Origin of the sequence: Starkeya sp. ORNL1 (genome assembly GCF_012971745.1) — a bacterium.
In the GTDB taxonomy this organism is placed as follows: Bacteria; Pseudomonadota; Alphaproteobacteria; order Rhizobiales; family Xanthobacteraceae; genus Ancylobacter.
On sequence record NZ_CP048834.1, the window covers coordinates 3,116,516 to 3,135,506 of the forward strand.

Genomic DNA, 18,991 nt, shown 5'->3' on the forward strand with positions numbered 1-18,991 from the left:
CGTGATGTCCCCTGCAGAGCCTCCATTGCCGAGATCTTTTCAAGATTCTCAGCGCGCTTCGTTCCGCGACGGCAAACGAGTGGGTCGGCTTTTAATGTACGCTTCGAGGTCGCATGCAAGAATCAGGTTCTTGACGCCGAGCTTTCGCGCCGGAAGCTCGCCGGACTTCATGGCTTCGAACAAAGTGGTGCGACCAATGCCGGTCGCCTTCGAAGCTTCGGAGATCGTGTACGAGATTTGCATTTGAGCCTCACACCGCTGGATGGCGCTTCGCATTCGCGCGCGTTCGTAGGACTCTAAGGGCGCATAGAGGCTCCGGCAATATGCCGACAGTAAAATGGGTAATTTTACATAGACTTGCATTCTGCCTCCCCCCAGCCGTACGAGTATAAATTGCGATTTCCCAATATTAAATTTGGCCCGCTCCGGAGGACTCCGAAGGATCCGCTACTCGCTCGAAGGGGCATCTGCGGCGGCGCGTTATGCGCCTGACGTCATTCCCGGTGTAGGGGCGCCTCGCCGGCGCCTATCCGTCTGGCAAACGACACCGTAGTTTGAGTTTGACTCAAATCCACAGCAGGTAACGGCTGTGCGTGCGCTGGTTTCCACAAGGATCAGCGCGATGAAGCAGGGATTTCGGCCCGCCGGGGCCCAATCGTGCAACCGGTCGGACTGATTACCTTTGAGCAGTAGGACGGCAGCAACCGTTGCGGCCAAGGGCGCGCGCAGTTTCTGCCGAAGTGCGTCCTCTCCAGCGCGGAGCGTCTGGTTCAAAAATTCTTCTGTACCATTCGCCGTAAGTCCGGCGGCCGCTGTGAGAGGATCGCGCGCTTGCAATTGCTCCCAGGCACCGATGAGCAGTTCGACCAGTTGGTCAGTTCATCGCTGCTCCATCTGTGCGCGGCCGGCAAGCGCGAGCATGAACGGGGCTCCGTTGCCATGCGCGACTGGCATTACTGGATCCCGCTCATAGGTCTCCACACCGGTGCCCGGCTTGGCGAGATCGCGCAGATGCATGCGGCAGAAGTCCGCAAGCATTCCTGCCAACTATGATCACGAACTCGGCTCGTTAGGTAGACAAAAAAAATTGCTGAACCGAGCAACCGGTTATCGGCTCCTGTCGAGTAATTCTTGCGCCATGAGCGCCGCCACGGCACGATTTTTTGCTCCCAACACTCGCATGACGGCCGCGGTATGGATTTTTACAGTTGCTTCTGAAATCTTAAGTTCTTGCGCAATTTCTCTGTTACTTTTTCCGATGGACAGCAACACCAAAACATCGTTCTGTCGTGGAGTTAAATTTGACATCTGAAATTTAATTAACTCAATATTTCTTCCAATCGAGAGTGGCGGCGATTTTTTGTCTGCAGATATAAGACGAGGTGTCACGTATATTTTTCCGCTCAGAATATAATTGATCCCCGATATGATCTCGTCTTCGGTCTCTCCTTTTGACATGTAGCCGTGCACGCCACAAGCGAGGCACTCCAGAATATCGGTCCGGGATTCGGAAGCCGACAGAACAGCGACACGCATGCCGCCATGAGATTTACTGAGGCGAAGGAGATCTTCTCCCGAAAGCCGCCCGGGCAAGTGGAGATCAATGATGAGCAGATCAAAATTGGGAGTGCGTTCAATGCAAGCGAGAGCGGCCTCAAGCGACTCGGCCGCCTCCAGCGTCGCGTCAGAAAACGCGCGAAGCAGCGCTGCTTGCAAGCCCTTTCGATAAAGCCCGTGGTCGTCTGCTAGGAGAATGCGTGGCATGGCGCCGCCCCAGCAAGCATCAGCGGATAGCTGCCGACCGAGCGAGATGCATCATGCCCTCTCCAACGTCCATCAGCACAACCTGCACAAGTGTTTGAAGATTCGGACAATGATCGCGCCAACGGGGTGTTATCGGCTTACTGTATCACGCAGTAGCGCCTTCCGACTGCGACGAGGCAATCCGAATTAACCGCGGAATGTCGATATAACAGATCGTTTTACGAGTCGGCAAGTCGATTAATCCTTGTGCGCGAAATGTAGCGAGCGTCCGACAAGCAGTTTCTAACGTCATTCCAAGATAATCCGCGATATCGTTGCGCGGAATAACGACACGAAATGCATTTGAGCGCACAGTATCCCGCGGAAGATGTTCGCGGATCTGGAGCAAGAACCAAGCCATTCGGATCGTCGCACTATTTTTTCCCGTCGCCGCCAAGAGGCGGAGGGAAGCCAGGAGAGCCTGATCGGTCCCGCCCGGTTCGTCTGCGACAACATCCTCACGCGGTCGCAAGGTGCATCGCGTCAGTGTTTCAGCGGTGTAGCGCTGCAAGGCTGCAGGCGCGATGATGCTTCCGGGCCAAAAGAACGTCACGATTTGGCGAGTCCCATCGCTCCAAAGCCGAACTGCCCGGATCGCACCATCGATCACTTCGATGGCGTGGGGTTGGTGCTCGTCTTGCCAGAAAAGAACGACGTTGCCCGGAACGAGCCGAACTCGAGGATCTCGAGCCGGTGGCCGGATCGGACTTTTCGTAGCTAAAAATCCAGAATAATTTGTGTGCTGTGAGTCATCGAGCGTTAGCAACATGTGACTAACCTCATTGCCGCAACTGTCAAATCTCAACACCGCAAGAACTTATACTCCTCGCCGTGGCGGCTCTCAATTGAGCTTCCGAGCTACCCCTAAAGGGCTAACCTAAGGCTAAAGGGGTAGATCCTTAGGTCTAGACTATTGGGGTAGCTCTTTGGGGCTAGACTATAGCGTTAGCCTTTAGGGCTATACCACAGGTTGTAGCGGCCGAGCTCCTTAACGTGACATAGGAAATGGGTGGGTCGTCAGCGGCGCTCGCCTGCTACCGCGACGTGTTCCTCTGCTGAAAGCCGGTTTACGAAGACGTACGGGCGACGGATCGTGGAACGAGAGCCGTGGAGCTCGCGTCGGCACCGCCGCATTTCAATCTACGAGCTGTAGGCTGGGCCCTGAACGTGTTCGGTCACGCGTGAGCCGCTTGGAGTCGATGAGGCCCGCCGGCGCTCTTGGGGGCGTTCGCGTAGTGGCGGGACCAAGCGTCGAACATAAGCAGCCGCCAGAGAATCAAGCCAAAGCCTCTACCTCGGCTGGACCCGTGAAGCCCCAATATGCGCTCCACCCCTGGCGCGTTCCAGTACTGACTTGCCCAGCTTTCTGGGGCGAGGAGCCGGTCTTGGACCATCACTCTGCCCACTGAGCTTCGGAACCAATCATCTAACGGTACACCGAAGCCGCGCTTTTGGGCCTGAAGGGTCGCTTCGGGAAGCAGCCGGGCGCCGAGCGCTCTGAGCGGAAGTTTCCCACGTGTGCGATGGAGAAGCGCCGAGCGCGGAAGCCGCGCTGCCCACTCGACCAGCCTGACATCCAGAAACGGGGAACGAACCTCGATGGAATGTGCCATGGAGGCCCGGTCGACCTTCACCAGCACGTCATCCGGCAGATAAAGCCCGTAATCCAGCCGCTGCTGGCGCGTCGTTACGCCGGCACCGCTGCTTCTTTGCCATCTCGCCCACATCGGTCCACTCGCAATCCGCATGCTGGGCCGAAAGTCCGGATGAACGATTCCGTCCAATACCGGATCGTCCGGCATTTCGTCGAACGCGGCCGCACAGCCGTGGTCAGATAGGGCGAGCTTCGAGAGTCGGTATCGGGCGAGCGAGCCTTGTGGCAGAAGCCGGCTTGCCGTCCGAAGCGCGCCACCCACCCGTCCGGCGGCTTTGATCACGCCGGCACGGTTTACGGCCTCGATGTAGCGGCGATAGCCGGCGAACGTCTCGTCGCCGCCATCTCCGGACAGGAACACCGTGGCGTGCCCGGCCGCCGCCTCGCACAGCGTGAAAAAGGGCAGCGCAGAGGGGTCGCCGAAGGGCTCGTCGAAAAACCAGGACAGACGGTCCACGTCGGCGAGCCCGCCGGACCGCTGCGGGACGATACGGTGCTGCAATCCCACATGGTTCGCAGTGACGGAGGCGAGCTTGCTCTCGTCCCAACCCTCCTCCGCAAAACCGATCGTGAGGGCAAGCGGCGCCACCTCAAACTTTCCCGCCATGGCGGCAACCAGCCCGCTATCCAGGCCGCCCGAGAGAAAAAGACCTACCGGAACGTCGCTTCGAAGGCGGATGCGGACAGCGTCGAGGAGCAGACTTTCGAGCTCCTCCAATTCCGCCGGTGTGATGAGCCGCCGCCCGGGATCGTCGTTGAGCACCAAGTTCCAGTAGGGCGTCGGATACGCAGCATCCGGCCGGTCTAGAGAACCCGAGAGAGCGTGGCCTGGCGATAGCTTGCTGTGGCCCTCGAATATGCAAGTCTCGCTCGGCAGATAGCCGAGCGCCAGGTATTGCGCGACGGCGTTGCCGTCGACGCTCGGATGGGCATTCGGCTCCGCGACAAGCGCCTTCAGCTCGGACGCGAAACGGAGGCAGCCATCAGTGGCCGTGTAATAGAGCGGCTTCACTCCCAGCCGGTCCCGAGCCAGCACGAAGCTGCGGGCCTCGGTGTCCACAAACGCGAGCGCGAACATTCCGTTCAGCAGCGGAAGCGCGTCCGCGCCAGACCGCATCAGCAGCCGAAGCAGAACCTCCGTGTCGGAACCACTTCGGAAGTGTTCTCCGGCGCGCTCCAAATCCTGGCGAAGTTCGAGATAGTTGTAGATCTCGCCGTTGAAGGCGAGCCAATAGCGCCCGTCCTCGCTTCGCATCGGCTGATGGCCCGACGGGCTGAGATCGAGAATGCTGAGACGCCGGAAGCCGAGCCCCCAGCCCTCCCCGCTCTCAATCCCGGCATCGTCGGGACCGCGATGACGCAGTTGTTCGACCATCCGTAGGGTGGCTTCATGCGCCCGCTGGGGACGTCGTCCGAACCATCCACAAATGCCGCACATCGGTGATTGCCTCGATGTCTCCTGCCGACGCGCCACGCACGCCGATCGTCGGCACCTCTCAGTCTGGCGATCAGGCAGCCTCGATCGGGCAAGCAGGCGTCATGGACGGAGATATGGATATGACGCGCGTCAACTCTGCGGTCCGGAATCCCGTCAGTTTGGATGCCAACGCGCGCAAAAAGGTACCTACCTGATGCTGAACGCCGACGTTCTGACTGATCTCAGCCGACCGGACGACGTGTTGGCGATGCTCCGCGGCGCCAAGATAATGGTCAACACCTCGGATGCGGAAGGCTTTCCGAACGCTACGCTCGAAGCCTGGACTGTCGGCGTGCCCGTCCTGCCGCTGACGGTCGATCCGGGCGGCGTGTTCGAACGGCATGGGCTGGGCCTGTTGAGCAGCGCTGAAGCACAGCTGGCGCACGACTTGGGAACACTTGGCGGTGACGCCATGAACCGGGAAGCGGGGACGCGCGCGCTCGTCCATGTGGCCCCCCATCACGGCTTGGCAGTTATCCTAGACAGCCTGCTCGCCGCCGCGGACGCGCCTCGGCGTCGTGCACCGCACGGGACCTACGGGCGACCTCGGGAGGTTGCGCCGTGACGGCCGGCACGTTGCGGCAATCGCTCGCGCATTTCGCGTTCTCAGTCGGCGTTGTCGGTCTCCTGTCGCTCGTTGCTCTGGGACTCGTGGTCCTGAAGGACCCCCTCGGTCCCATACTGGTCATCGGCGTGGCCATCGCGGCGACGATCGGCCTGCTGCTATTGCCAAACCCGCTCACCGCGACCCTGCTTGCCGCGTTCCTGCTCCTTCTGCCGCCTGGGGACCTTCGGGTGGAGGGGATCTACACGCTCGCCGCCAACTGCGCGGTCGCGGCGGCTCTTGGGGTCTGGCTCGTCCGGGCGCTGAACGCGACCGAGACGTTCAAATGGAACCCCACCTGCCTTCTCGTCGCGCTCTACATCGCGTGGGGGGTCGTGACGCTGCTCTGGGCGCCGGATCTCGTCGAAAGTCGCCGTAAGCTGATCGCCTGGACCTTCAGCCTGATCCTGCTTCTTCTGATCTGCAACCAGGTGAGGTCGCTGTCGGCCGTCGACCGCTTCATGCGGATGTTAGCCTTGATGGGCTGGCTCATGATCTTCTGCGGGACGTACACGGTGCTGTTCACCGATTTCGACTTTGAAACCCGACTGAAAAGCTTCAACATCAATGAGAACACCTTGGGCGTCATGCTGATTGTCGCGCTCCCGGCGGTCATGTGGCCGGTTCTGCGAAGCGTCGGGCGCCGTAGGAGGTCCATGCTAGCCCTGGCGATAGCCTACATCCTGTGCGCCGTGTTGTTGATCGCACTGAGCGGTTCGCGGGGAGGCGCCATTTCCGTCAGTCTCCTGCTGTTGACGCTGCTGTTCTCCAAATCCACGCGAAAGTGGGCTTTCATCGGCGTCGCGCTCATCCTCTGCTTGTTCATCACCGCCCCGTTCCTCTTTGAGGTGCTCATTCAGAGGGCCACCGAAGAAGAGGGCGGCGAGTTCGGCGGGCGTCCTATGTTGTGGGAGGCGAGTCTGCTGTTCATGCGCGACAATCCGCTGACGGGAGCCGGCATCGGAAACGGTCCCTTCGGGCTGCACCCATACATCGCGTCGCTGACGAGCTGGGAGAACGATCGATTGGATCTGCCCAGTCACCAGCCGTTCCTCGAGGTCGCTGTCGATACGGGTCTGGTCGGGCTGATCATCTACTTCTGTGTGATCGGATCAGCGATACTGGATTTCGCGCGGTCTCGCTCCTGCCGGTTGCTGTCTCCCTCCTGTCCGGACGGATACCACTTGGTCGTGATCGGAGCGACGGCGGCGTACGGGGCCACGTGGGTCAAGGCAGGAGGGCTGGAAAACCACGCTAGCCTCATCACGATCCTCGCCCTTCTCCTGATCCCGTCCTTGGTGCAGCAGGCCGCCGATCGAATCGCGCTGGAGGAACATCCCGGACTGGGGCTGTCGAGGCGTAGTCATGACCGCGGCTAGCGAGGGGACGATGACCTCGCGTGCAGCCTCCCTGCCGCCTGACGAGGCCAGCAGGCGTTTCGTAGTCAACGTCGGCAGCAGCCTAGTCTACGCCGTGCTGAACACCGGCATAATGTTCTGGTACATCCCCTTCCTGCTGAAGCATCTCGGGGTGGCGGCCTACGGGATGGTCCCTCTGACGTCCGCGTTTGTCATGTTCGCGGCTATCGTATGCGAGGGCGTGAACGGGGCGATCTACCGCAACCTGGCGATCGATCTTAACCGTGGAGATCTGTCCGCCGCGCAAAGAACGTTCAACAGCGCCGTGATATTGACGATCGCGGTCAGTTGCTTCCTGCTGATCCCGATCGTCCCGCTGGTTTGGCTCTTTCCCCAACTCTTCGAGGTGCCGCCGGACCTCGAGCGCGCGACGCGGTTCCTGATCGCGGGCTCCTTCTTCACCGCCCTGATATTTATCATCGGCAGCCCCTTCGACGCGTCGAGCCTGATCACTCACCGGTTCGACGTCCGCAACGCCGTTCGGTCCGCGGTCGCCTTGAGCAAGGTCGGGATCGTGGCCCTGTGCTTCCATGTCTGGCCGGCGAGCCTCGTGCACGTCGGACTCGGCGTGATCGCCTCCGCCCTCCTCGGCCTGGGCGGTTGCGTGATCGCGTGGCGGCGGCTGACGCCGCAGTTGCGCCTGCAACTCGGGGCTGTGGACCTCCACCGCTTCCGGCCGCTCTTGAATTTTGGCGTCTGGTCGGCGGTAAACACGGCCGGGATGCTGCTGCTCATGCAGGTCGACCTCCTCATGGTGAACGCATTGTTCGGCCCGACCATGACCGGTCGTTATGGCGCATTGCTAGCCTTCGCCGTGCTCATCCACACGCTGGCCGAGGTGGTTGTACCGATTTTCAACCCGGCGATCATGGCCCGCTACGCCATCGACGACTTCACGGGTCTGCGCTGGCTGCTGCAATCCGCCATCGGGCTTCTCGCCTTCGGGCTGGCCCTGCCGGTCGGGCTCCTCTGCGGGCTCGGCCGCCCGCTCCTGTCGTTGTGGCTCGGGCCGGACTTCGCCGAACTCGACGCGCTCCTCGCCATCCTCGTGGCTCATCTGGCGGTGAATCTAGCGGGCCGGCCGCTCGCTTACCTCCTCAGCGCGCACAACAAGGTGAAGCAGCAGGGTTTGGTAACGCTGGCGCTCGGCGTCGTGAACATTGTGCTGGCGGTCACGCTCGCCCTCTGGGCCAAATGGGGCGTGCTCGGCATAGCGGCGGCGACCGCGATCGTTTGGACCTTGAAGAATACGCTCTTCCTTCCCGTGTACGCCGCGCGCGTGCTCGGGTTGGTGTGGTGGGCGTTCCTGCCCCGCCTCGCGGGAGGAGCCGCGGCGGTGCTCGTGGTAGCGCTGGCCGGCAGGGCGCTCACCGCAATGTGGTCACCGCTTGATTGGATCGGTCTCGCGGCAATGGCCGGTGCGATATCGGCAGTTTACGCGATAACGCTCCTGGCTCTCGTCATCCGCCCCGACGATCGCAGGCTGATCTCGCGGCTCATATTTCGGAGGACACATGGCTAATTGGCGCCGACCCGTGCTGAAGTTGTACGACGAGCGCATCGCGAAGAGCCCGATCCCGCGATGCTGCACTCTGATCTCGGACTTCTACGCCCTGCCGGGCGAGACGAGGCGAAGCCTGCGGACGCAGCGCCTGACGCAACTGCTCTGGCACGCAGCTCGACGCGTGCCGCACTACCGAAAGCTGCTGGTCGATCGAGAGATCGTGCGGGGTGATGTCGTTGATCTTGACCGCTTCGGGGACGTGCCGCCCCTATCCAGAAGCGTCCTGCAGAACTCCTATGAGACGTTGAAGAGCGACGACTTGAGTTCGAGACATTGGTACAGGAACAGCTCCGGGGGAAGTACCGGTGAGCCCGTCGCCGTAATCCAGGACCAGGATTACAACGCGATGGGTATGGCCATGACCGAGACGCACTTCGCCTGGGTCGGAAGGAACTCCGGCGAGTCCATGATTAAGCTTTGGGGGTCAGATCGGGACGTGCTGCTCGGTACTCTGGGGTGGCGCAACAAGTTGGGCGGTTTTATTCGCAATCATAGATGGGCGAACTCTTTTAAGATGGGCGAAACGGCGATGTTGCGCTATTTGGATTGGATCCGGCGACATCGTCCCGTTCTCATCGAGGCATACGCGGACAGCGCCTTCGAGCTTGCTCGCTTCGCGAATGCCCGCGGGATCGAGATTTCCGGCGTGAGGCACGTCATTACCGGCGCGGGCACGCTGCACCCGTTCATGAGAGACGAGATTTCGCGCGCGTTCGGCTGTCCAACGCTCAACAGATACGGGTGTCGCGAAGTTGGCGACATCGCCGGGGAGCGGGCCCCGAACGGCGGACTGGAGGTGTTTGACTACTGCAACCTCGTCGAGGTCGTGAAGGCTGACGGTCGGCCCTGCCAGGAAGGTGAGGAGGGCGACGTCCTCGTCACTAATCTCACGAATTTCGCGATGCCGCTCATCAGGTACAGACTCGGGGATCGCGCCGTGGTGAGCAAGTCCTCGGACGGTCCCTTAACGTTCGTCGAACGATTGCAGACGGTGTCGGGACGCTGGACGGACGCGTTTATCATGAGGGATGGGTCGACCGTACCGGGTTATTTCTTCGTTCATTTTCTCGCAGTCGTTCACGAGGCCGGTTGGCTTCGTAAGACGCAGATCGTGCAGCGCGACTACGACGACGTCGTCGTCAAGATGGTCGTGAAGACGGCTCCCGCGCAATCCGCTTTGGACGAGATCGTAGCCTCGCTTCGGATTTTGCTGGGCCATTCGTGCAGCATTAGCTTCGAGACGCTGCACGATATTCCCGCCCAGAAATCGGGAAAGTACAGCTACGTAGTTTCGCTTGTAAATCGACCAGAGGTCGCGCCGATCGTAGAAGTAGCGCTGAACCGTGGTGTAAACGGGAAGTCCCTGGGCAGCAGCGACCACGCACAGCCGCTCGACGCCAGATAGAGGATCGCGTTCATGAACTCCCGCAGATCCGTCGTCGGGGGCGGCCGATCGGTCTCGACTCGGGCAGGACACGGAAATCAGCGCCCATTCCCGATCGTTCAGATCGCTTGAATAGCGCAGCCCTCGGCGTTTGATCTGAACCGAAGGCGTTTCGATCCGCGGGCGTTGCCATTCTTGGCCGCAAATGACCAAGGAGACGTTTAGCACAGATGCAGTTAATTCGAGAATCTGAATGCCGTTATATTCTCACAATTAAATGCCAATTCCGGTACTACACTGGCGCATTCTTACATTTAACTTCTGCCAGGCGACAGCGGCTTCTCGATCCACGCCATGAGATGTGTTCGCAGCAGCGGCTGGCTGTTGAAGATTGGGTAGAGCAAGGGGCTGAGCCGGCACAGCAGACGCGCAAGTGGCGGCGCCAGCGTGACGCGCCGGGAGCTAATGCGAGCCGACGGGAAGACCCGTTGAATTCGCTTCAGCGGAACGCCTCGTACGTCAGGATTGCGAGGGTTGTTGAACGCGAAATCGTACCAGAGAACGGCGCCCCCAGGCTTGAGCCAGCTCCACATTATCGCGGCAAGTTCCTGCTGGAACTGATCATCGAGAATCGAGGAGAACACCGTGAACTGCAGCACCAGATCCTGGCTGGCTTCCTCGATCGCGGCTGCTCGTCCATCGCCGGCGGAGAGTTTGACCGCGGGAGGGAGTTTTCGGCGGGCCTGCTCGACATGCTGCGGCAGAAGGTCAATCCCGGTGAGGTGTTCCGGCGAGAAGCCGAGCTGGAGCAATTCGGCGAGGACGTTTCCTTCCCCGCAACCGATCTCGGCGGCGCGCCGGTTGCTCAGATCGCTCCAGCCTCCGGATCGCAGCAGGTCCTGCATCGCGCAGCGGCGCTCCTTGAGCAACAGCCTCATTGCGGGCTGGCTCATTTCGTAGCGCGTCCCGTCTTTGCGGCGGGCGTAGCGCTGCCTGATCGCGTCGAGCTCCTCGTTTCCGGACATCAGCGTCCTCTCAAGGTGGAAACTGCACCGCCCCCGCGTCGCGTGTCGGTCAGTGAGACGGCTTCCTGGAGCGCAGCAGCCCCTACGCTCCTTGTCAGTAGATCGCAAAAGGGAAGCCGTCTTGACCGATGTCAAGACCGCGAGCGGCATTCACGACCCTGGCTTGACCATGCGCCCCCTGAGGACGTCGTCCGAACCATCCGCAAATGCCGCACATCGGTGATTGCCTTTATATTTCCTGAGACGCGCCACGCGGGCCGATCGTCTGCACCTCTCAGTCTGGCGATCAGGCAGCCTCGATCGGGCAAGCAGGCGTCATGGACGAAGATGTGGATATGACGCGCGTCAACTCTGCGGCGCGGAATCCCGTCAGTTTGGGTGCCGACGCGCGCAATCATGCCAAACGGGGCATCGAACCCCGTCTGAGCACGCATTTGCGAGCCAGGAGCAGTCCGGATCATGCCCGAAGCCACGATTGCGTCCAGAGCTCCGGCCAGCCGAGCGACCGCCATGCGCAACTCCTCTGCGTCCGCGGAAACCGAGGGCGAATTCAAGTCCACCGATCGACGGATACGATGGTGCTTCTATTCGCCCGGCCACCGCTCCGTGAGAGTGTTAGGCGGCGATACGCGCATGTCGGGCGGCGCGGAGGCGCAAGTGGCTCATCTCGCGGCCGCCATGGCGCGGCTCGGACACGAGGTGAGCCTGATCTATGGCGATGGAGAGGGGCGCTCGCCGCCAACGACCATTGCAGGCGTTCTCTGTCTCGACGCCGCGCCCTCATGGCGCAGGCCTTCGAGCACGGCCCGGCTGTGGCGGGCATTGAAGGCCGTTTCGCCAACCGTTCTCTATGCGCGCCTGCCCGACGACTTTCTCTGGATGGTTGGGCTGATGAGCCGGCTCCGCAGCCAAACGCGCTTCGTGTACGCCCTCGCGCATGACGATCACTGCAAGCCCTGGTCCACCTACAGGCATCGACCTTGGCTTCATAATCCACTCTATGCGCTCGGGCTGCACAACGCGGATGCGATCGCGATCCAGCATGAGGGGCAACGGACCCGGCTGTCGCATCGGCTACGAGGGCGAACCTTCCCTGTGCCGAACCTCCTGAGGTCGTTCGCTTCCCGGCCTCGACCCCTGGAGGACGCCCAGATCGACGCCCTCTGGGTTGCGCAGATCCGCCCCGAGAAGCGCATCGATCGGTTCCTCGACCTCGCCGCATCGTGCCCGGATCTCCGTTTCAGCGTCGTTGGCGGCCTGGATCCGACCTTGCCCAGCGCGACGCGGTCGGATCTCGAACGCAAGATGTGCTCGCTGAGCAACGTCGACTTCCTGGGCCCGAGGCAAGCCACTGAAATCATTGCGCTCCTCGAGGGCAGCAAGGTTCTGGTCAATACGTCCGACGCAGAAGGCTTTCCCAACACGATGCTGGAGGCTTGGAGCGTCGGCGTTCCGGTTTTGTCTTTCTCGGTTGACCCCGGACACGTGATCGAAACGCAGGGGTTGGGACGGGTCAGCAGGACGGCCGCGGGTTTGCTGAGCGATCTGCACGTGCTCACGAAGAACGGCATCCTGAACCGCGAAATGGGCGAACGCGCACTGGATTATGTGCGGCGCCGCCACAACGCGCCGACGGTCTGCGATATGCTGGAATCGGCAGCTCTAGGCCGGCCGGTGAGCGTCCCCCTCGACGGAGCCGCTCATTTGCAGGACGCAATGCCATGAGCGCCAGGACCTTGGCGGCGCGGGGCGCGATGTTCGGCACTCTCGCAGCCGGGATTTTGTTGGCAGTCGTCATCGCCGCGTTCCTCCATCTCATGGAGCCGCGAGCGCATCTGTCGCTCGCCTCATTCGCGGCCGTGATCGCCCTCGCTTATGGCGCGTTCGCCTACTTCATCTTCATGACAAAGGCCGATCGCGAGCTGGTGTCGAGCGTCCTTGCGAGGAGGAACGCGTCATGAGTCCCGACCCGAGGACCCGAGTTCCGGGCCACGCCGCGCCGGTGCGACGCTTCCAGCTGCCGACATTGCGGGGCATAGCAATGCCGAGCGCGGCGGATATGCATTGCGAAAGCTCCGAGGGCCGGCCCGAGCCGGTCGCAGTGCTGATCGGCCAGCTGTCGCAAGGCGGCAGCGAACGCCAGCTCTTCATGTTTCTGACCCATTGCGATCGCACGCGCTGGGCTCCGGTTGTCTACGTGTCGGGCGAGCTCGGGTTCTGGGAAGAGCATATCCGCGCCCTCGGCATCCCGGTACGGCTCCTCACGGGTGGCCGGTTCGCGAAGATGCGCCAGCTTCGTGCGGCCTGTGCAGCTCAGGGCACGAGGTACTTCTTCTCGTGGTCGTCCTACACGAACCCGTTCGGCCTGGCCCTTCTGGGCATGGGCGTTTGGCGCATCGGCTCCTTCCGGAACGCTCTGTTCGCCGATCTGCCCGCTCGCCTCAGGCCAGCTTGGGCCTGGGCGAGCCTTTCGGCGATATCCCTCGCCGTTTGCAACTCCAAGGAAACCTACGACGAGATCGCGCTGAGAAAAGCCGCGCGTCCCAAGCCGGTTTACATTCCCAACGGCGTCGAGGCACCAGCGACCAATCAGATCGCCGTCTGGCGCGCGGCGTGGCGCGCGCGGCTCGGCATTGGAGATGACGTGGTCCTCGTGGTGGGCGTTGGCCGCCTCGTGAAGCAGAAGCGGTTCGATCGATTCATCGAGGTTATCGAGAGGGCGCGCAAGGAATTCCCCGTGGAGGCTGTTGTCGCTGGCAAAGATTTTGGCTGCCTTCGGGACCTTGAGCGCCAAGTCGCTCAGTCGAACTTGAATGAGGTGGTTCGATTCATCGGAGCGATCCCCGACGCCCGGGAACTGATTTCTGCCGCGGACATCCTCTTGCTGTCATCCGACCACGAAGGCATGCCCAATGTTGTGCTGGAGGCCATGTCGGCGGGCGTGCCGACCGTCGTCACCCGGGTTAACGCTGTGGCCGATCTGATCGAGCACGGAGAAACTGGCTTCATTGCAGATCACGACGCAGACGATCTCGCGCGGCATGTGGTTCGTCTGGCCACGCACTGCGGGCTTCGTCGCCACGTCGGCGAACGCGCACGTTCCGCCGTCATGCTCCGGTACGGTTCCCGCGCCATCGCCCATCAGCTTTGGGCGTTGTGCGGCGCTAGAGACACTGGGGCTTAACGAGATGAGACTCGCCATCTTCGTTGATCAAGTGTTTTGGCTTGATGGCTCTCGGCTCTCCACCGACGAGTCCTACATCCTGTTTCCCGCCAGCTTCAAAGAGTTCGTCGATGAAATCGTCTTTATCGGCCGGCTCTCGCCAGCCGCCGGGCGAGCTCCTTATCCTCTGGAGGGAGGAAGATTTTCCCTATTCGCCATGCCGTTCTACAAAAATCTCTATCAGCTCTGGCGCAATGACCCCCGTGTATACTGGGAAATAGCGAAAGCTGCCCGCCAGCAAGCAAAGACCTGGGATGCGCTCCTGGTCTGCGGACCCCATCCGATCGGACACATCATCGCCCGGGCATGCATCGCGCTCGGCGTTCCCGTGTTGCCGATCGTGCGCCAGAACTTCATCGAACAGATGAGTGCTCATCGGGGCGTCAAGCGCCTAGCAGCCCTGGCGGCGGCCCGGATCCTGGAATGGGATTTTAGGCGCATCGCTCGCGACCGGACGGTATTCACGGTCGGCAAGGAGATGGCCGCCGAGTATGCCCCGTTGAGCGGCCGGGTTCACAACCACTTCCCGTGTCTGGTGGACAGCGCCCAGTTCGAGGTCTTCTCGAAGATGTCGGCAGGCTCCGATCCCACGCGTCTTATTAAGGTCTGCCGGCTGGCCCCCGAGAAGGGACACAAGTATCTCTTCGCAGCGCTCGTCGAGCTGAACCAGCGCGGTCTGCGGTGTCACGTCGATATCGTCGGCACGGGGCCCATCGAGCAGGAATTGCGAGCGATCCTCGCAAAACTCGGAATAACCGAGCAGGTCACATTTCACGGCTATGTTCCCTATGGCCCGTCCTTGTTCGATTTGTACCAAAAGGCAGGCGCCCTCGTTTTGTCGTCGACAACCGAGGGATTCCCTCAGGTCATCAATGAATCGCTCTCCATTGGGCTTCCGACGATCGCGACCAGAGTGGGAGGGATACCCTCCTTTCTGACGCACGGCGAAACCGCGCTCTTGGTTCCGCCCCGTGATCCATCGGCCCTCGCCAGCGCGATCGAAAGCTTCGTTCGCGATGCCGAATTGCGAGAGCGGCTCAGGAATCGTGGGCGCGCTCTGATGCGCGACAATACGCTCGAAGCCAATCGCGACCGAATCTTGGAGGGCGTCCGTGAGGAAATCGCTCGGCACAAAGCATAGCTATCGGTCAGCCCTCCAGGACTATCCCGGCGGGATCGTTCCGGCCCGCCCGACGGTTAGCCTGGTGGTTCCGACCCACAATGAAGCCTCGGGGCTGGAGCAACTCGTCAGCGACATCATCGCCCAGGATTACGATCGGATCGTCGAGATCTTCTTCGTCGATGGTTGCTCGATAGACGGAACGTACGAGACCTTGTTCGCCCTGGGCGGTCGGAATCGGACGTTCCGCGTCTTGCGCAATAGTAAGGGGCAGACTGCAGCGGGCATCAATCTGGCCTTCGGCCAGGCGACCGGCGATGTGGTGATACGCCTCGACGCTCATGCCCGCTTCGAGCCTGACGTGGTTTGCAAGAGCGTGGAAAGCCTCTTGCGAACGGGGGCTGCGGGCGTGGGCGCGATCGCGCGTCCGGCCGAGAGTCGGACGCTCGTCGGTCGCGCCATCGTGAGTGCGCATAGAAGCCCGTTCGGGATCGGGGTTGCGAAGTTTCGCAAGGAGGGGGCCGAGGGCTGGACGGATACGGTCTGGAACGGTTGTTATTGGAGGCACGTCGTCGATCGGGTCGGGCCTCTGCGCGAAGATCTTCACCGGGCCGAAGACAATGATTTCAACGCCCGTGTTCGCGGCCTCGGCTACGGGCTCTATCTGTCTCCCGACATTCGCGCCCTCTATCAGCCACGGCATACGTTAGGGGGCTTGTGGCGACAGTATTTCGCCAATGGCGTGGGGGTCGCGCGGGCAGCCCTCAACAGCTCGGGAGCGGTGACGATGCGACACTTCGCGCCGCTCGGTCTGGTCCTGCTTGTGGGCCTGCCGGCATTGCTTTCGTTGGTTTCTCCGCCGGCGCTGCTCGTCGCAGAGACAGCCCTGCTCGGCTACGGGGCCGTCCTGCTCCTGTCCGTGCTGATTGCAGGGCGCAAAGAGCCGGCCCGTCACCTCGCGCTCCTTCCAGCGGTGCTGGCGACGCTCCATCTCAGCTATGGATTGGGGACGAGCTGGGGGTTCGTTCGGGGCGCGTTCGACCGAATGAGCCCGGGCAAGGGCACCCGCATCCCTGCAGGACAATCGCGTGAACGAGCGGGTCTGTAGCGCGACCGCGGCTGTTCGGCCCCCGACGAGCTCTGGCCGGCGGGACCGCGCCGGACCTTGTTGACGAGCGTCAAGAGCCCCACCCGTCGGACATGCGACTGGCTGTCGGTGTGACAGGCAAGAACTTGGAGGCCCCAGCATGAAGCGCCGCTACGTGCTATCGCGTCGTTCACTTATCCGAAGCGTGGGTACGGGACTACTGGCCTCCAGTGGTTTGGAGGCGTGCTCTGCCGTGAGCGCCAACGGTCGTGACAAGACATCCCACTACGTCGCGCCGACCGGTGACGACGTTGCTGGTGATGGATCGATCGAGTCGCCTTGGGCGACCTTGCAAAGGGCCTATTCGGCCGCGCGGGCCGGTGCCACGATCCTCCTGCGCGGCGGGACCTACGATCTCACCGGCCCGTCCGGCATCCATCTCACCGGCCACTCCGGGACATCCAAAAATCCCATCACGATCCGGAACCACGCCGCCGAAGTCGTCGTCCTGAATGGTTCCGGCCTGGCCTCGGCCAGGGATAGCTTCAGCAGCCCGACCAATGCGGGTGGCTACGTAATATCGCTCTACAACGTGTCCAACATCATCATCAGAGGCCTGGACATCCGCAATGGACCCATGGGGGGCGTCATCCTCAATGGGGGACGCTCGCTCGCTGAAGGGTCGCACAGCAATATTTTTCAGGACCTCACAATCCATGGCAATGGCTGGAATGGATCGGAGGGCAAGGGCTTTTCGCTGTTCGGCTACGCGACCGACAATCTGCTGGTGAATTGCGATAGTTACTTCAACGCCGATCTCGCGCAGACCAACGCGGACGGATATCAGATCAGCCCTTGGAGCCCGGCTTCGACGGGCAACGCCCTGAGAGGCTGCCGTGCCTGGCAGAACTCCGACGACGGCTTCGATCTGTTCAACGTGAACGACAATACCCTGCCCTCGCCCGTCGTGCTGAGCCGCTGTTGGGCGTGGAGGAACGGCTTCCTTGCTGATGGATCGCAGGGCAAGGGCGAAGGGAACGGCTTCAAGCTGGGCGGTCAACGGCAAGCGGCCAAGGGCAACACCAGCGGAACCTCCGGCGGGCATACCGTGACCGACTGCTACGCCTGGAGCAACGTTCTGAACGGCTTCACGGATAATTCCGCGACGATCGCCAACTCGGTCGTAAACTGCACCGCCTACGACAATTGCCGCAGCACGGACGAGAACGGACGCCCGTCGGAGACCTGGACATACGATTTCTACTTTCCGACGCCGGCAGGACACGTGCTGACGGGCAACGTCGCGTTTCAACCGGCTGGCCGAGAGGCGTGGGTTGCGGCCGAGAATACCGACCGAAACAACTCCTGGACGCAATCGCCTCCCGTGTCCTCGGCAAGCTTCGTCTCGCTCGCCGACGCTGCTGCGACGGGTCGACGGATGGCGGACGGATCCTTGCCCGAAACGGCGTTTCTCCGGTTGGCCGCCGGGTCAAACCTGCGGAAGACGGGACCAGGCGCGGCTCCATTGTAGTCGTCCGTGACGATCGGTGATCAGGCGCGCTGACGCGACATGGTTGGAGAGTTTGTGCCGGCGAGCTTAGTCCGGCTGAGGAGCGTCAAGTTTCCGTCCGTTCGGAGACGAGCGCGGAAACTTCTGCATAAAGGGTTTCGGCCGTCGCGGCGGGACTGAATGCGCGCGCCCGGACCCTGCCCTGCTCCGCCATGTAGTTCACTGCGGCTCGGTTCTCAGGATCGAGAATCCTGCCAATCGCCATTACGTATTCCTTTACCGTCCCATCTACGACAAGCGCGTTTTCACCGTCGCTCGCGTAATCGCGCACCCCGAGGGTGCCTACCACAATCGTAGGCTTGCCCATGTACATACTGTTCAAAAGCGTTTGCTGTCCGATCGATCGGCGCATTCCACGCCGCAGTGGCACAATGACGGCACGCGCTGTCCGCATCAGACGGATGAACTCGGCATGCGATGTCCGGGTTCGCTTTGAAAGCACAAGCTCCACGTTTGACGGAAGCGGGGTCGGGCTGGTCCACGCGGTCGCAAGCACAAAACGGGTTTGCGGAAAGCATCGAGCTGCTTCGACGAGCGGCAAATAATCCCGCCCGCTGTCCCCGCCTGCGAAAATATGCCCGCTGGTGGGCGCTTCCTCCCCCGCGAGCTCTTTGTCGGTGACGTGGTGGTAACAGAGGCACACACCGATCTTGCTGGCGCTAACCCCCCACAGACCCGCGAGGAGATCGCGGTCGTCCGCGGACCACACGACGTAACGGTCTATGCCGCGGTCGGCGAGACGGACGACAACCTTCTGGATGAACCGCCGCAGCCCGCGGGCGGGCTCCCAGATGTCGCCCCCGATAACGACCGGCGGGCGGTGACGCTTCCCGATCAGGCCGAGAAGAATGCAGGCGATCAAGTCGGGGTGAATCCGACCGGACGAGCCGTTGAGCAGCAACGCGGAGTACTTTCGTGAAGCTTTCAAGATCTCCCAAGTCGTCATCACCTCTTTCCAGAGCGGGGAGCGCGGGAGCGCGCGATCGAGTGTGCGGACACGCTCGCCCCAATCATGGAACCGCAGAGTCGAGGCAATCACGGGCGATACTTGCACGGCGAGGC

Annotated in this window: 17 protein-coding genes; 11 read left to right on the plus strand and 6 right to left on the minus strand. The window is 61.8% G+C overall.

Annotated elements, in window-relative coordinates; genetic code table 11:
- Positions 1 to 48: 48 nt before the first annotated feature.
- On the minus strand, positions 49 to 363 hold the full coding sequence (locus G3545_RS14890) for a helix-turn-helix domain-containing protein (RefSeq protein ID WP_170013881.1): 315 nt from the start codon (positions 361 to 363) through the stop codon (positions 49 to 51).
- 468 nt (positions 364 to 831) lie between these two features.
- On the opposite strand from G3545_RS14890, the gene G3545_RS14895 reads away from it, so the two are divergent.
- Complete coding sequence (locus tag G3545_RS14895; RefSeq protein WP_170013883.1) at positions 832 to 1,053, plus strand: hypothetical protein; 222 nt, start codon at positions 832 to 834, stop codon at positions 1,051 to 1,053.
- Positions 1,054 to 1,107: 54 nt separating this feature from the next.
- Here the strand turns inward: G3545_RS14895 and G3545_RS14900 are convergent, their stop codons facing one another.
- The 3 genes from G3545_RS14900 to asnB form a co-directional block, all read right to left on the minus strand.
- Positions 1,108 to 1,764, minus strand: coding sequence for a response regulator transcription factor (locus G3545_RS14900; RefSeq protein ID WP_170013885.1), 657 nt, complete (start codon positions 1,762 to 1,764; stop codon positions 1,108 to 1,110).
- 145 nt (positions 1,765 to 1,909) lie between these two features.
- Positions 1,910 to 2,572, minus strand: a complete 663-nt coding sequence (locus G3545_RS14905; protein ID WP_170013887.1) for a Crp/Fnr family transcriptional regulator — start codon at positions 2,570 to 2,572, stop codon at positions 1,910 to 1,912.
- A gap of 406 nt (positions 2,573 to 2,978) precedes the next feature.
- Positions 2,979 to 4,895, minus strand: a complete 1,917-nt coding sequence (asnB, locus tag G3545_RS14910; RefSeq protein ID WP_170013889.1) for an asparagine synthase (glutamine-hydrolyzing) — start codon at positions 4,893 to 4,895, stop codon at positions 2,979 to 2,981.
- 193 nt (positions 4,896 to 5,088) lie between these two features.
- On the opposite strand from asnB, the gene G3545_RS14915 reads away from it, so the two are divergent.
- Genes G3545_RS14915 through G3545_RS29710 form a run of 4 tightly spaced genes read left to right on the plus strand, consistent with a single transcriptional unit; the run spans position 5,089 to position 9,925 of the window.
- On the plus strand, positions 5,089 to 5,499 hold the full coding sequence (locus G3545_RS14915) for a glycosyltransferase (protein WP_170013892.1): 411 nt from the start codon (positions 5,089 to 5,091) through the stop codon (positions 5,497 to 5,499).
- Positions 5,496 to 6,917 (plus strand): O-antigen ligase family protein, encoded by a 1,422-nt coding sequence (locus G3545_RS14920; RefSeq protein ID WP_170013894.1) that lies wholly within the window; start codon positions 5,496 to 5,498, stop codon positions 6,915 to 6,917. Before G3545_RS14915 ends, G3545_RS14920 begins: the two co-directional genes overlap by 4 nt.
- A gap of 10 nt (positions 6,918 to 6,927) precedes the next feature.
- On the plus strand, positions 6,928 to 8,478 hold the full coding sequence (locus G3545_RS14925) for a hypothetical protein (RefSeq protein WP_170013896.1): 1,551 nt from the start codon (positions 6,928 to 6,930) through the stop codon (positions 8,476 to 8,478).
- Entirely contained in the window at positions 8,471 to 9,925 is a 1,455-nt protein-coding gene (locus G3545_RS29710; protein WP_246702840.1) for a hypothetical protein, read from the plus strand. Before G3545_RS14925 ends, G3545_RS29710 begins: the two co-directional genes overlap by 8 nt.
- A gap of 293 nt (positions 9,926 to 10,218) precedes the next feature.
- On the opposite strand, the gene G3545_RS14935 is transcribed toward G3545_RS29710, so the two are convergent.
- Positions 10,219 to 10,929: a class I SAM-dependent methyltransferase gene (locus tag G3545_RS14935; protein ID WP_170013899.1), complete on the minus strand. Its 711-nt coding sequence runs from the start codon at positions 10,927 to 10,929 to the stop codon at positions 10,219 to 10,221.
- A gap of 459 nt (positions 10,930 to 11,388) precedes the next feature.
- Between G3545_RS14935 and G3545_RS14940 the strand changes: the two genes are divergently transcribed.
- From G3545_RS14940 to G3545_RS14965, 6 genes are all read left to right on the plus strand, one after another.
- Positions 11,389 to 12,654 carry a glycosyltransferase family 4 protein gene (locus G3545_RS14940; RefSeq protein WP_170013901.1) on the plus strand — a complete coding sequence of 422 codons (1,266 nt, stop codon included), beginning with the start codon at positions 11,389 to 11,391 and terminating at the stop codon, positions 12,652 to 12,654.
- Positions 12,651 to 12,890 (plus strand): hypothetical protein, encoded by a 240-nt coding sequence (locus G3545_RS14945; RefSeq protein ID WP_170013903.1) that lies wholly within the window; start codon positions 12,651 to 12,653, stop codon positions 12,888 to 12,890. The genes G3545_RS14940 and G3545_RS14945 overlap by 4 nt, the downstream gene beginning before the upstream one ends.
- Positions 12,887 to 14,113, plus strand: a complete 1,227-nt coding sequence (locus tag G3545_RS14950) for a glycosyltransferase family 4 protein (RefSeq protein WP_170013905.1) — start codon at positions 12,887 to 12,889, stop codon at positions 14,111 to 14,113. Before G3545_RS14945 ends, G3545_RS14950 begins: the two co-directional genes overlap by 4 nt.
- A 4-nt stretch (positions 14,114 to 14,117) precedes the next feature.
- Positions 14,118 to 15,293 (plus strand): glycosyltransferase, encoded by a 1,176-nt coding sequence (locus tag G3545_RS14955; protein ID WP_170013907.1) that lies wholly within the window; start codon positions 14,118 to 14,120, stop codon positions 15,291 to 15,293.
- Positions 15,265 to 16,380 (plus strand): glycosyltransferase, encoded by a 1,116-nt coding sequence (locus G3545_RS14960; protein ID WP_170013909.1) that lies wholly within the window; start codon positions 15,265 to 15,267, stop codon positions 16,378 to 16,380. Before G3545_RS14955 ends, G3545_RS14960 begins: the two co-directional genes overlap by 29 nt.
- 139 nt (positions 16,381 to 16,519) lie before the next feature.
- Positions 16,520 to 17,890 carry a right-handed parallel beta-helix repeat-containing protein gene (locus tag G3545_RS14965; RefSeq protein WP_170013911.1) on the plus strand — a complete coding sequence of 457 codons (1,371 nt, stop codon included), beginning with the start codon at positions 16,520 to 16,522 and terminating at the stop codon, positions 17,888 to 17,890.
- An 85-nt stretch (positions 17,891 to 17,975) separates the two neighbouring features.
- Here G3545_RS14965 and G3545_RS14970 read toward each other — a convergent pair whose 3' ends face one another.
- A complete protein-coding gene (locus G3545_RS14970; protein WP_170013914.1) occupies positions 17,976 to 18,875 on the minus strand; it encodes a hypothetical protein in 900 nt (299 codons plus the stop codon).
- Between the last annotated feature and the right edge of the window lie 116 nt (positions 18,876 to 18,991).

Coding starts and splice junctions, on each gene's coding strand:
- G3545_RS14965 (WP_170013911.1), top strand. CDS start 16,520: ATGAAGCGCCGCTACGTGCTATCGCGTCGTTCACTTATCCGAAGCGTG.
- asnB (WP_170013889.1), bottom strand. CDS start 4,895: ATGTGCGGCATTTGTGGATGGTTCGGACGACGTCCCCAGCGGGCGCAT.
- G3545_RS14945 (WP_170013903.1), top strand. CDS start 12,651: ATGAGCGCCAGGACCTTGGCGGCGCGGGGCGCGATGTTCGGCACTCTC.
- G3545_RS14900 (WP_170013885.1), bottom strand. CDS start 1,764: ATGCCACGCATTCTCCTAGCAGACGACCACGGGCTTTATCGAAAGGGC.
- G3545_RS14950 (WP_170013905.1), top strand. CDS start 12,887: ATGAGTCCCGACCCGAGGACCCGAGTTCCGGGCCACGCCGCGCCGGTG.
- G3545_RS14925 (WP_170013896.1), top strand. CDS start 6,928: ATGACCTCGCGTGCAGCCTCCCTGCCGCCTGACGAGGCCAGCAGGCGT.
- G3545_RS14970 (WP_170013914.1), bottom strand. CDS start 18,875: ATGACGACTTGGGAGATCTTGAAAGCTTCACGAAAGTACTCCGCGTTG.
- G3545_RS14955 (WP_170013907.1), top strand. CDS start 14,118: ATGAGACTCGCCATCTTCGTTGATCAAGTGTTTTGGCTTGATGGCTCT.
- G3545_RS14905 (WP_170013887.1), bottom strand. CDS start 2,572: ATGTTGCTAACGCTCGATGACTCACAGCACACAAATTATTCTGGATTT.
- G3545_RS14890 (WP_170013881.1), bottom strand. CDS start 363: ATGCAAGTCTATGTAAAATTACCCATTTTACTGTCGGCATATTGCCGG.
- G3545_RS14940 (WP_170013901.1), top strand. CDS start 11,389: ATGCCCGAAGCCACGATTGCGTCCAGAGCTCCGGCCAGCCGAGCGACC.
- G3545_RS14935 (WP_170013899.1), bottom strand. CDS start 10,929: ATGTCCGGAAACGAGGAGCTCGACGCGATCAGGCAGCGCTACGCCCGC.
- G3545_RS29710 (WP_246702840.1), top strand. CDS start 8,471: ATGGCTAATTGGCGCCGACCCGTGCTGAAGTTGTACGACGAGCGCATC.
- G3545_RS14915 (WP_170013892.1), top strand. CDS start 5,089: ATGCTGAACGCCGACGTTCTGACTGATCTCAGCCGACCGGACGACGTG.